This window comes from Nonomuraea sp. NPDC052116 (assembly GCF_040680035.1).
Lineage (GTDB): Bacteria > Actinomycetota > Actinomycetes > Streptosporangiales > Streptosporangiaceae > Nonomuraea > Nonomuraea angiospora_A.
In genome coordinates this window covers 63,502-75,789 of the sequence record NZ_JBFAWA010000004.1, presented here as the reverse complement: position 1 = coordinate 75,789, position 12,288 = coordinate 63,502, and the positions used below count along the sequence as shown (strand labels likewise).

The following is a 12,288-nucleotide window of genomic DNA, read 5'->3' as shown; positions in this document are numbered from 1 at the left end:
TCCGAGCATCCGCCTAAATCGGTGGGCCGTCTGTGAACTATTGCGCATCGCGCGGACAGAATGGATAGATGCAGGAGAATCCAGGGCACCAGCCGCCCATCTACGGCATGCAGCCGCCGGTCCACCCGTATCAGCCGCCGCCCTGGTTCCTGCCGACGCCCATCGGTGCGAGTTACGACCACCTGGCGCGGAATGCCGCGACCCGGCCGTGGCGGGCGATCGTGGGCACGCTGGTCGTCGCCACCGGGTTCGTCGTGATCGGCGCGGTGGTGGTGTGGGCCGGCGTGGTGATGTCGCTGCTCCTCGGGATCCCCGCGCCGCTGGAGGCCGAGGGGCAGCTGTTCGGCGATCCGGTGTTCTCGCTGGTCGTGGTGTTGCTGTCGCTCGCGCCCGTGCTGCCCCTCGTGTACGGCACCGCGGCGCTCGTCCAGCGCAGGCGCCCCGGCACGCTCTCGTCCGTGGCCGGGCGGCTGCGCTGGCGCTGGCTGCTGACCTGCGCGGGCCTGGCGGTGCTGGCCCTGCTGCTGGGGCAGGGTGCGCAGGCGCTCGCGCTGACGGCGGCCGGCGAGGACGCCGACCTGTTCGGCTGGGGCGGATGGTCGGGGTTCCTGCCCGCGCTCGTCGTGATCGTGCTGCTGGTGCCGTTCCAGGCGGCCGCCGAGGAGTACGTCTTCCGCGGCTGGTTCGTGCAGGCCGTCGGGGCGCACATACGGAATCCGGCCTGGTCCATCGTGCTCGGTTCCGCGCTGTTCATGTCGCTGCACGGGTATTCGTGGGCGGGGCTCGTGGACGTGTTCGGGTTCGGGGTCGTGATGGGCTTTCTCACGGTGCGCACCGGAGGGCTGGAGTCGGCGATCTCGCTGCACGTGCTGAACAACCTGCTGGCCTTCGGGCAGGCCGCCGCGGCCGGGCATCTGGCCGACGCGCTGGACCAGGGGAAGGTGCCGGTGCCCTGGCAGGCGTTGTCCGGAACGGTGGTGCAGCTCGGGGTGTATGCGTTTGGTGTGTTGTATCTAGCCAAAAAACAGTCAATTAACACTATCTCGGAATAAATCGGTCCTGGGGTGCCGGGAATCTCGCTAGAGAGGTCTCGCTATTCCGGCTGAGTCATGCTGGTCTGGTCCTGTGGAACGGACCAGCGTCCCGGTTCCACCCGTACGACGTTCAACCCCATAGGAGGTACGGCGCGTGGCCTCCGGCCCCAGCGAACCGCCACGGCGACCGCCGGAAGACGACGAACCTCGTCCCGAGGGCGCCTCTGAACCGCATTCCTCCGAAGAGCCGAGGATCAGCCATTCGCCGCCGGGTCCCACCGACGATCGGGCCAGGGGTTTACCGCTGAGCTCGCCCTGGGGCATGCCGCCGTTCGCCGCCCCCATTCCGGACGACGAGCCGCAGGAGCCGCCCAAGGGGCGCCGGCCGTACAGCTCGCCGACGGCCGAGCCCGAGGTCGAGCCGCGCCGCCGCCCCCGCCGAGTCGTCAACCGCCCGGACAAGCTCGTCGCGGGCACCCCGCTCCATCCGCCGCAGGAGTCGCTCGAACGGTCCGAGCCGGACGCGGAGCCCGCCCCCGAGCGGTCGTCCCGGCCCGCGCCGCCGTACCGACTGGTGTATCCCGTCCCGGAACGCGCCGAGGCCGCCGCGCCCGCGGAGGAGCCGACGGGGTACGACGAGACCCCAGAGGTCCCGGAAGTCCCCGAGGCCCCGGAGCAGGATGGCGAGCCCGAGGTGCGGCGCGTCGGGCGCCCGCCGGCGGGCCGCCCCACGAGGCCGGACCTCCTCGTCGCCACCGACGGGGCGCGCCAGGGGTCGAGCGGCCGGCACCACAGAGGCCCGGCGCCCTCCGCCATGCGCAGGTCCAGCCCCGTACGCCGCCGCAACAGGTCCACCCCCGTCGCCCTGACCCTGGCCGTGGCGATCCTGGTGGCCGCCGGCGTGCTCGTGTGGCAGTGGACCTCGGACGAGGCCCCAGGGCTGCGGCTGGAGGCGGGCACGGGGCGCTCGGGGGACGAGCTGTTCACCGTGCCGGCCGCGGGCGAGGGCGCCAACCAGAAGCTCAACGACATGACGTCCGTGGGCCGCGCGGTCGTGGCGGTCGGCAGCGACACGACGAGCCCGACCCCGCGCCCGCTCTTCCTGTTCTCGCCGGACGGCGGCAAGACCTGGCAGCTCGGCCAGGTGAACGGCGCCTCCACCCCCACGGTCCAGCGGGTCGTCGGAGGGGACGGGCGCTGGCTGGCCAGCGGCGGCGACGGCGTGTCCGGCGAACGCGGCCTGTGGACCAGCACCGACGGGTTCAGCTGGACGGCCGTGGAGGCGGCGGGCCTGGCCGCGTTCAGGGCCGGTGACCAGATCAACGACATCGCCAGGACCGCCTCCGGTTTCGTGGCCGTGGGACGCACGACGGGAGACGACGGCGGTTCGGGCCCCGCGGCCTGGCGCTCCGCCGACGGCCGGACCTGGGAGCGGGTGGAGACCCGGGAGCTGGAGGTACGCGAGATCAAGGCGGTGGTCGCCAAGGGCGACACGGTCGTCGCCATCGGAGACCCCGCGGTCGGCGAGGGATCGCGGGTGCTCCGATCGGCGGACGGCGGGCGGGACTGGCAGGCGACCGCGTTCCAGCTGCCCGAGGTCGCGCCGCACACCGGGATGGTGGCCGTGTCGCCCAAGAGGTTCGTGCTGGTGCCGACGCGCTTTCCCACGTTCACGGGTGACCTGCGCGTCTACTGCTCGCCGACCGGGGCGCAGTGGTCGCAGTGCGGCTCCATCGGCGGCCTGAGCGGCGAGAGCACGGGCGTGGAGACGTTGATCTCCTACCCGTCGGGCATCGCGGCGATCACGCAGGCCGGCCTGGGCCGCTACTCGGTGCTGACCAGCGCCGACGGGCGCTCGTGGAGCAAGCGGACCGACCTCGCCAACCTGCCGGGCGCGACGCTGCGCGGGTTCACGATCGCCGACGGCGGCACCCTGTTCGCCGGCGGCGACCAGGCGGTGTCCGACGTCGACAACCAGCTCGTGCTCATGGCCGCGCCCCCGCGCGACAGTGCCTCGCGCGTCCAGCTCGGCCAGGTCGATGGCCTGACCAGGATCGCCCGCGAGACCAACGCGCTGGCCAGCTTCGCCGGCCGGTACGTCGCCGTCGGCTCGGCCTCCGGCGACGCGGGCCTGTGGACGATCAGGGACTGGGTGAGCTGGAAGTCCATGAGCCTCGGCGGCCCGGGCAAGCAGACGCTGGAGGACGTGGCGCACGGCGGCCGCGGCTGGCTGGCCGTCGGCTCGACCGAGACGAACGTGGCCCTCACCGACCCGCTCCTCGTCACCTCCGCCGACGGGGAGAGCTGGAAGAAGGTGAACGTCACCGGCGACCTGGCCCGCGACCCGAACGCCCCTTCCCTGGAGACCCATGTCGTGACGGCCGGCAAGGAGGGCTACGTGCTGGCCGGCGAGGCCAAGGACCAGATGGGCGCGACGAGCGCCGCCATGTGGTTCACCCCTGATCTGCGCAAGTTCACCAGGTCGAAGAAGCTGCCGCAGGGCGGCTCCGGGGTGCGGATCTACGACGCCGTCGCCACCGGGGACGGCGGTTACGTGGCCGTGGGCGGCTCGGGCGGGGCCGACCAGGAGAGCAGCGTGGTCTGGCACTCCTCGGACGGCGTGAACTGGAGCGCGCGCAAGCGCGTGGTCCCGCCGGACGCCACGTCGGCCGGGCTGCGACGGGTCACGACTTATCAGGACAAGCTGGTGGCCGTCGGCACGGCCGTGTCGGGAGGTTCGCGGCGTGCCTTCGCGGCGGTCTCGGACGACGACGGCTCGACCTGGCAGACGGCCTGGCTGCCCGCGGACCAGGCGGCGGCGGTGTACGACCTGGCCGCGGCGGACGAAGGGCTGGTGGCCGTGGGCTGGCACGGCGTACCGGGGGAGGGCGACAGCGCGGCCTGGACCTCGCAGGACGGCCTGTCGTGGAACCGCATGGCGCTGACCAAGGACCGGCTGGCCGGCCAGGGGGCGCAGTGGCTGACGGCGGTGGCCGTGTCGGGGTCGGAGGTCGTGGCGCTCGGGCGGTCCACCACGTACAACGCCGACCACCTGATCCTCTGGACCTCCAGCCTCACCTCGAACCGGTAGGACCGAGCGGCGCCACTTCAGGCGCCGCTCCAGCCGGGGCCGGGCGGATGGGGCCGTGTCAGCGGGGCAGCACGCCCCAGTCGGTCAGCGACTCCAGGAGGCCGGCGGCGAGCGGCAGCCGCGCCAGCTCGTCCGTGCCGCACCAGCGCACGTCGTCGGCGTCGTCCCCGGCCACGGGCACGCCTCCCGTCACGGTGGCGAGGTAGTCGCGGATCACGTACGTGGCCCCGCCCAGGCCGGGACGGTCCACCGTGCCCGCCAGGCGGCCCACCTCCACGCGCAGCCCGGTCTCCTCCAGCACCTCGCGCCGCACGCCGTCGGCGTCCGTCTCCCCGGCCTCCAGGCGGCCACCGGGAATGGACCACAGCCCCTCGCCCGGCGGACGTCCCCGCTGGATAAGGAGCAACTGGTCAGAGGAGTCGAAAATAATCGCGCCGACACAATTTACGCGCACATGACCAAGATTACGACGGGACAACGGGAAGCGGCCTTGACGGGCCGGTGCCGGAGAAAGCACCGTGGGTAGTTGTGAGAGCGGCTCCAACCTGTCCACGGTGCTTTGGCCCGCTTCACGGGCCGAGTGCGTGGTCGAGCGCCTACCGATGCGACGCGCACGGTGATGTCCTGCCCTACCAGCCTCCGTGGCCGCCGACCGGTACGGCGCTGGAGGCCATCCGGAAGAGCGCCGTGGTGCCCGTGTGGCTGCCGTGGCCGTTGCCCGCCGGCTGGCTGGTGACCGGCTTCGGAGAGGTCGGTGACGAGCGCACCGGCGCCCGGGCCAGCGTGGTGGCGCTGACAGGGCCGTCGCTGACGGAAGGCCCCGCCGACCTGCTCGTCATCGCGGAGGAGCCGGGCATCGGGCTCGGCGCGGCGTTCGCCGGGCTGGACGGCCCCGACCCGGGCGAGGGGTTCGACTCGGGGCCGCCGAACGCCAAGATCGGCGTGCTCGGGCATCCCACCGCGCTGTGGTGCGTGGACGGCGCCGACGACCGGGCCGTCTACGCGGGCGAGGCGCTCGGCAACTGGCTGTGGGCCATCGCGTGGCCGGCCGACGCCGGCTGCATGATCGCGCTCGCCGAGCTGTCGTTGCTCGACGTCCGCGATCACGAGCTGGACGTGCCGTTCGGTGCGTTCTCGCCCCGGCTCGAGGATTAGGCGCGCTTTCACGCTCCTGATTCGCGCTCTGATGCAGACGGGCTAGAGTTCGGAGGCGTGACAGCGCGTATCGAGCGAGTGGTGACCGAGGGCGTCGTCGACATCGACGGCACCGAGCACAAGGTCGAGAACAACACCTGGATCATCGGTGACGACGACGAAGTCATCGTCATCGACGCGGCGCGTGACGCCGAGAAGATCCTTGAGCAGGTGGGCGAGCGGGAAGTGCTGGCCGTCATCTGCACGGCGGGCCTGCCCGACCATGTCTCCGCGGCCATCGAGGTGGCCAGCCGGGACGAGGCCGTGGTCGCCCTGCACCCCAAGGACAAGCCGCTGTGGCGGGAGACCTGGCGGGAGACCTGGCCCGACATCGACATGGAGGACGACGGCATCTTCGGTGTGGCCGACGTCCAGCTCGACGTCATGGAGACGCCCGGCATCTCACCCGGCGGAGTGTCGCTCTACTGCGAGGGCCTCGGGGCCGTCTTCACCGGCAAGGCCCTGCAGGCCGACGGGCCCGGCAAGCTGGGCGGCGAATACCCCGCCCTGCCCGACCAGCTGACCTCGATCGGCGGGCGGCTGTTCACGCTGCCGGCCGACACGCGGGTGCTGGCCGCCCACGGTGACGAGGTCACGATCGGCGACCTCGAGCCGCACTTCGACGACTGGGTGTCGGGCTCGCTGACCCGTACGGAAAGCGCCGACGACGGCCCCCTGACCGACGGGACCAAGCTCTCCGGGATCAAGCTCGACCCCGACGACGAGTGACCCAACGGAGCGCCTTCACGAGGTGGAGGCCATGAGCGCGGCTCAGGGGCAGCTTCCGCTGGACGGGATGCCGCGGCGGCTCTACTCGTGCACGCCGTCGCGGTTGAACGCGTGGCTCGACTGCCGCCGCCGCTACCGGTTCAGCTACCTGGACCGGCCGCAGCCGTCCAAGGGCCCCGCGTGGGCGCACAACAGCGTCGGGGCGAGCGTGCACAACGCGCTCGCGGGGTGGTGGCGGGAGCCGTATGACCGCAGGACCCCGCTGACGGCCGCCATCCTGGTCACGAACGGGTGGATCGCCGAGGGGTTCAGGGACGTCGAGCAGTCGGCCCACTGGCTGGGCCGGGCCCGCGACCTCGTCTCCGGATACGTCGCGACCTTAGATCCCGGCGACGATCCGGTGGGCGTCGAGCGCACGGTCGCGACCCGTACCAAGGTCATGGCCCTCTCCGGCCGCATCGACCGGCTCGACCGGCGCGGTGACGAGCTGGTCGTGGTCGACTACAAGACCGGCCGCCGGCCGCTCACCGAGGACGACGCCCGCTCGTCCCTCGCCCTGGCCGTGTACGCGGTCGCGGCCTCCACGATGATGCGCACGCCCTGCCGTACGGTCGAGCTCCACCACCTGCCGACCGGCGAGATCCTGGAGTGGCGGCACACCGAGGAGTCGCTGGCCCGCCACATCGGGCGCGCCGAGGACGTCGCCACGGAGGCGTCGGCGGCCGACGAGCGCTACCGCGCGCTCGTGCCCGCGCCCGCCAAGAAGGGTTCCGCCGCTTCGCGCACCGCTTCGGGAGAGCGGCCGTCCGTCGGCCCGGCGGCGGTGCCGGACGAGATCGACGAGCTGTTCGCACCGAGCCCCGGCCCGATCTGCTCCTGGTGCGACTTCCGCCGCCACTGCCCGGAGGGCCGGTCGGCGGCCCCCGACCGCAACGCGTGGGACGGCCTCGCCGAGTGACCCGTCTGCCGGGGCGAGCGGCGGAGGGGACCGCTCGCCTCGGCTGATGGCATTTGCCGAGGGAAGCCCAGTTTCCCGGGGATAACAGTGGTAATGACGGGAAAGTGGCACCTATCGGGCGGTTACCCGCGGCAGTGGCGCTGGGCACACTCTTCAACCCCCTGAACTCGTCCATGATCGCCGTGGCCCTGGCCAGCATCGAGGCCGAGTTCCACGTGGGCATCGCGGCCGTGACGTGGCTGGCCGCCGGGTTCTACCTGGCCGGCATCCTCGTTCCGCCCGTGATGGGCACGCTGGCCGACAGGCTGGGCCCGAGGCTGGTGTTCTGCGCCGGGCTGGTGACGATGGCCGTCACGGGCGTGCTGGCCGCGCTGGCCCCCTCGTACCCGGCGCTGGTCGGGATCAGGCTGCTGCAGGCGTTCGGGAGCTGCGCGACCATGCCCGCCGGGATGGCGATCGTGCAGGCCGTGATGCCGGGCGAGGACGGGAGGCCGCCGCCGCGCGTGATCGCGACGATCTCCATGGTGCTCACCGCCAGCGCCGCCGCCGGTCCGGTGCTCGGCGGGTTCCTGGTCTCGTTGTGGGGCTGGCGGGCGATCTTCCTGGTCAACGTCCCGCTCGCGGCGGTCGCGCTCACCGCGGCGCTGCGCTGGCTCCCCAAGGTCCGCGTGGACGGCGCGAAACACGCCCTGCTGCCCCGGCTGAGGCCCGGACTGCTGGCCACGTGCGGCCAGTTCGCCCTGGTCAACGTGGTGTTCTACTCGGCGTTCTTCGTGGTGCCGCTGTGGGCGCAGCGCTCGGCGGGACTGCCCGCCCACATCGCCGGCCTGCTGGTGCTCCCCATGGCCGGGCTGGCGATCGTCATGACGCCGGTCGCGGTGGCGCTGGCCGCGCGGGCGGGGATGCGGACCGTGCTGGTGGCCAGCGCGGCGCTGCTGCTCGCCGGCTCCTGCCTGGTCCCCGCCGTCGGCCCCGTCTGGCTGGTGCTGGTGGCGGCGGGGCTGCTGGGGGTGGCGTCGGCGCTCAGCCAGTTCGGGCTCAACTCGCTGGTCTTCGTGCACGCGGACAGGAGCGAGACCGGGGTCGCCGTGGGGCTCTTCCAGTCGTCCAGGTACGTGGGCGCCGCAACAGCGTCTACCCCGCTCGGCGTGCTGTTCGACGGCGGGGGCATGGGCCGCAGCGGATGGACGATGGCCGCCGTGTCGGCGGTCGTGCTGGTGGGCGGCACGCTCCTGCCGGTCAGGCGGCCGGCTCCCGCGGCCACCGGCGGGGATCGGTCAGGCCCTTGAGCCCCTTGCTCACGTCGTACCCGGCCGCGCCGAGACGCTCCCTGGCGGCTCCCAGCATCTCCCTCGTGGCCGGCATGAACGCGTGGTCGTGCACCGGCTCCGGCAGTGAGTTCATCCCCAGCCTGAACGCCTTCAGCGCGGCCGTGACCGTCGCGCGCGGCACCTCCGGCAGCGCCCCGTACATCCGCCTGGCCCAGTCCGGCAGCGTGTAGTAGCACAGCGCGCCGAACGGGAAGTAGGCGGGCTTCCCCGCCGACAGGAGCCTGAGCTCGTGCGGCAGCCTCGGCCACATCAGGAAGCGCACGGTCGAGGCCGCCTCCTCCGTGACGCGCAGGCCGGCGCGCGCCTGCTTGAAGTAGGCGTCCATCTCCGCGCACGAGCCGGGCACGTCCTCGGGGTGCAGGCCGACGTACGCGGCGCTCTTGCGCTGCTCGTACAGGTAGCGGTCGGCCTGGCGCTCGCTGAGGCCCAGCCCGCCGCGCCTGGCCACCTCCAGGTACGACGACACCTCCGCGCAGTGCACCCACAGCAGCAGCTCGGGATCGTCCACCCGATGGGTCCGGCCGGTGTCGGGATCGTGGATGCGCAGCGCCTTGTGGATGCCGCGCACCCGCCTGCCGATCTCGTCGGCCTGCTCCGGGCTGCCGAACGTCACCCGCCCCACGAAGTCCGCCGTGCGGCGCAGCCGCCCGAACGGGTCCTCCTGGAAGTTGGAGTTCTGCCAGACACCGCGCATGGCCAGCGGGTGCAGCGCCTGCAGCATGAGACCGCGCACGCCGCCCACCCACATCGACCGGTCGAGATGCACCTGCCACGTCGCGCTCTGCGGCGGTTGCGCGACGATGTCCTCGATGTTCGCCATAGTAAGTAAAGAATTACATGGCATTGGACCTGGTGTCCAAATAGTGTTTCTCGGCCGCGTTCCAGAACCTCACCAGCGCCGCCGCCGTCGTCTCCGGCGCCTCGACGGCGGGCGAGTGGACGGCGCCGGGCACGACCACGGACTCGGCCCCGAGCCTGGCCGCCATCTCCGACTGCTCCTCGGGCGGCCACCCGTCGTCGTGCTCGCCGTACAGCACCAGCGTGGGCACCTCGACCTGGCGCAGCTCGTCGGTGCGGTCGTGCATGCTCAGCACCTGCTCGGCCATGCAGGCCAGCGCGGTCGGCGAGTTGGTGAGCAGGCGCTTGCGCAGGAAGGCCAGGATCTCGTCGGACACGTCGTTGGACAGCGCCTCGGGCTCCAGCCGGTGGTGCCACACGTGTTCCAGGCCGAACGCCTGGACCTCTTCCATGATCTTGCGGCCGTTGACCGCCCGCTTGCCCTCGATGCCCGAGGGCCCGGACCCCATCAGCGTGAACGACGCGAACCTCGTGCGCCCGTCGATCACCGCCTCCCTGGCCACCAGGCCGCCGAAGGAGTGGCCCACCAGGTGAACGGGGTCGCCGCCGCCGATGATCTGGGCGAGCGCGTCGACGTCGGCGCCGAGCGCGGGGCAGGTGTAGGCGGCGGGGTCGTCGGGGCCCGGTGTCTCGTACTGGCCGCGCAGATCGACGGCGATCACCCTGCGTCCCGAGTGGGCCAGGGTCATCAGCACCGCGAGGAAGTCCTCCTTGCTGCCTGTCAGGCCGGGGACCAGGAGGGCGGGCCAGCGCTCAATCACACCACTGACCGGGAGGGCCTCCAGGACCGCGAACGTGCCCTGTGGCGTTTCGATCTTCTGTGGTGCGACGCCAGGAGGCAGATCGAGGAATCGCGGCGTACTCACGTGGGGCAACAATACCCAGAGGTCAGCGGCTCGACACCGTCATGGGCATCACGCAGGGCAAATGCGGCTCCTCGCCGGAAGCCCCCCGGACGCGCCCAGAGCGCCTCAGGAGGGCCCGCGGGCCTCTTACCCAGAAGGCGCGCACCCGATGCGGGTGCGCGCCTTCCAGGCGGTGCTCAGACGGCGCTCAGCCCGTGCGGCGGCGGTTGCCGCCCCCGCCACGGGGCTGGCGGCGCTGCTGCTTGCGCTCCGTGGCCGCCGACGGGGCGATGTCGTCGTCGTCCGAAGCCAGGTCGGGCGACTGGAAGATCACCGTGAACGGGTTCGGCGGGACGATCCGCTCCGCCTCCTCGCGCACCGGCGGAGGCGGCGTCGAGAGGAAGCTCGGCGCCGGCTCGCTGACCGGAGGAGCGGGCGGGGCCTCGGCGACCGGCACCGGGTCGGCGGCGCGGCGGGAGCGGGTGCTCTTCGCCGGCGCCTCCTCGACGGTGTCGGCCTCGGGGGCCGCCGTGACGGCGGCCGCCCGCCGCGACCGGGTGGCCTTGACGGGTGCCTCGGGGGCCTCGGCGAGCGCCTGCTCGATGGCGGACGAAGCCGCCCCCCTCCGCGTACGCGTCCGCTTCGGCTCGGCGGCCGCCTCGATCTCGTCCGTCGAGAAGATCGCGGGAGTCTCCTCCGTCTTGGCATCCACGAGCTCGACCTCCTGAGTCTCGACGGCTGCGGTCTCAGCCAGCTCCTTGCCACCACGGGTGCGGCGGCGCTGGCGCGGCGTACGGGCAGGGCGCTGTTCGCGCTCTTCGCGCTCGTCGCGGCGACGGCCGCCGCCACGAACACGTGCCCTGCCGGTCTCCCCGAGATCCTCGAGGCGCTCCGCGGACAGCCCCGCACGCGATCGGCTCGCGTGCGGCAGGACGCCCTTGGTGCCCTCGGGGATGTTCAGCTCGGAGTAGACGTGCGGCGAGGTGGAGTAGGTCTCCTCGGGCTCGGCGAACTCGAGCCCGAGCATCTGGTTGATCATCTTCCAGCGGGTCAGCTCCTCCCACTCCACGAACGTGACCGAGATGCCCGTGCGCCCGGCCCGGCCGGTGCGGCCGATGCGGTGCACGTACGTCTTGTCGTCCGTGGGGCAGTCGTAGTTGACCACGTGGGTGACGTCGTCGATGTCGATGCCGCGGGCCGCCACGTCGGTGGCCACCAGCACGTCGATCTTGCCGTTGCGGAACGCGCGCAGGGCCTGCTCGCGCTGGCCCTGGCCGAGGTCGCCGTGCACGGCCGCGACGGCGAAGCCGCGCGTGTCGAGCTGTTCGGCGACCATGTCGCAGGCCCGCTTGGTCTCGCAGAAGACCATCGTGAGCCCGCGGCCCTCGGCCTGCAGCAGCCGCCCGAGGATCTCGATCTTGTCCATGCGGTGCGCGCGCCACACGAGCTGGCGAACCTGCGGCGTGGTCTCACCCTCGCCGCTCTCGTGCTCGGCGCGTACGTGCGTCGGACGGTTGAGGTACTTACGGGACAGCGTGACGATCTCGCCCGGCATGGTCGCCGAGAACAGCATCGTCTGCCGCTGTCCGGGGATCAGGTTGAAGATCCGCTCTACGTCGGGCAGGAAGCCCAGGTCGAGCATGCGGTCGGCCTCGTCGAGCACCAGGGTCGTGACCTGGCTCAGGTCGAGGTGCTTCTGCTTGACCAGGTCGAGCAGGCGTCCGGGGGTGCCGACGATGACGTCGACCCCGGCCTTGAGCGCCTCGATCTGCGGCTCGTACGCGCGCCCGCCGTAAACGGTCAGAACCCGGGACCCGAGCTTGCCGGCGGCGGTGACGAGGTCTTCGCTGACCTGCGTGGCCAGCTCGCGGGTCGGTACGACGACGAGCCCGCGGGGCTTCTTGCGGTTCTTGCGCGGCTTGCCGATGCTCTGGAGCATGGCGATGCCGAACGCGTAGGTCTTGCCCGTGCCGGTGCGCGCCTGGCCGATGAGGTCCTGGCCGCTCAGGGCAAGCGGGAGAGCCATCTCTTGGATGGGGAACGGTGTGACGATGCCCTCGGTCTCGAGGGCATCGGCGATCTCTGGTGTGACTCCGAGGTCTCGGAAAGTCGTCAGCGTGGCCTGCCTCAGTTCTCAAATGAAGGCGGGCCTGCCGGGACCGACGGGCATGAAACAGCCCCCGTTACGTGGGTCCTCGCGGTAGAGCCAGCCCTCTCGCGTCATCAGCGACCGCGCACCCGGAAGTGG

General features: G+C 72.1%; 10 protein-coding genes. 6 read left to right on the top strand and 4 right to left on the bottom strand.

The genetic code is table 11. The features are described from left to right. Nucleotides 1-68: 68 nt before the first annotated feature. On the top strand, nt 69-1,052 hold the full coding sequence (locus AB0L65_RS08425) for a CPBP family intramembrane glutamic endopeptidase (protein WP_364241986.1): 984 nt from the start codon (nt 69-71) through the stop codon (nt 1,050-1,052). Between the two features lie 304 nt (nt 1,053-1,356). Continuing rightward, nucleotides 1,357-4,125, top strand: coding sequence for a hypothetical protein (locus AB0L65_RS08420; RefSeq protein ID WP_364241983.1), 2,769 nt, complete (start codon nt 1,357-1,359; stop codon nt 4,123-4,125). A 58-nt stretch (nt 4,126-4,183) separates the two neighbouring features. Here AB0L65_RS08420 and AB0L65_RS08415 read toward each other — a convergent pair whose 3' ends face one another. Beyond that, entirely contained in the window at nt 4,184-4,579 is a 396-nt protein-coding gene (locus AB0L65_RS08415; protein WP_364241981.1) for an NUDIX hydrolase, read from the bottom strand. A gap of 47 nt (nt 4,580-4,626) precedes the next feature. On the opposite strand from AB0L65_RS08415, the gene AB0L65_RS08410 reads away from it, so the two are divergent. The 4 genes from AB0L65_RS08410 (at nt 4,627) to AB0L65_RS08395 (ending at nt 8,295) form a co-directional block, all read left to right on the top strand. Further along, nucleotides 4,627-5,280, top strand: a complete 654-nt coding sequence (locus tag AB0L65_RS08410; protein ID WP_350725461.1) for a DUF6758 family protein — start codon at nt 4,627-4,629, stop codon at nt 5,278-5,280. A gap of 57 nt (nt 5,281-5,337) precedes the next feature. Further along, nucleotides 5,338-6,048, top strand: a complete 711-nt coding sequence (locus AB0L65_RS08405) for an MBL fold metallo-hydrolase (protein WP_350725460.1) — start codon at nt 5,338-5,340, stop codon at nt 6,046-6,048. Nucleotides 6,049-6,079: 31 nt separating this feature from the next. After that, nucleotides 6,080-7,006 (top strand): PD-(D/E)XK nuclease family protein, encoded by a 927-nt coding sequence (locus tag AB0L65_RS08400; RefSeq protein ID WP_364241977.1) that lies wholly within the window; start codon nt 6,080-6,082, stop codon nt 7,004-7,006. A gap of 104 nt (nt 7,007-7,110) precedes the next feature. Further along, complete coding sequence (locus tag AB0L65_RS08395; RefSeq protein ID WP_364241975.1) at nt 7,111-8,295, top strand: MFS transporter; 1,185 nt, start codon at nt 7,111-7,113, stop codon at nt 8,293-8,295. On the opposite strand, the gene AB0L65_RS08390 is transcribed toward AB0L65_RS08395, so the two are convergent. The 3 genes from AB0L65_RS08390 to AB0L65_RS08380 all read right to left on the bottom strand — a co-directional run bounded on the left by AB0L65_RS08390 (nt 8,246) and on the right by AB0L65_RS08380 (nt 12,066). Then, on the bottom strand, nt 8,246-9,157 hold the full coding sequence (locus AB0L65_RS08390; protein ID WP_364241972.1) for an oxygenase MpaB family protein: 912 nt from the start codon (nt 9,155-9,157) through the stop codon (nt 8,246-8,248). The genes AB0L65_RS08395 and AB0L65_RS08390 overlap by 50 nt on opposite strands. Nucleotides 9,158-9,170: 13 nt before the next feature. Beyond that, complete coding sequence (locus AB0L65_RS08385) at nt 9,171-10,061, bottom strand: alpha/beta hydrolase (RefSeq protein WP_357733485.1); 891 nt, start codon at nt 10,059-10,061, stop codon at nt 9,171-9,173. A 187-nt stretch (nt 10,062-10,248) separates the two neighbouring features. Then, complete coding sequence (locus AB0L65_RS08380) at nt 10,249-12,066, bottom strand: DEAD/DEAH box helicase (RefSeq protein ID WP_364241969.1); 1,818 nt, start codon at nt 12,064-12,066, stop codon at nt 10,249-10,251. Nucleotides 12,067-12,288 lie beyond the last annotated feature (222 nt).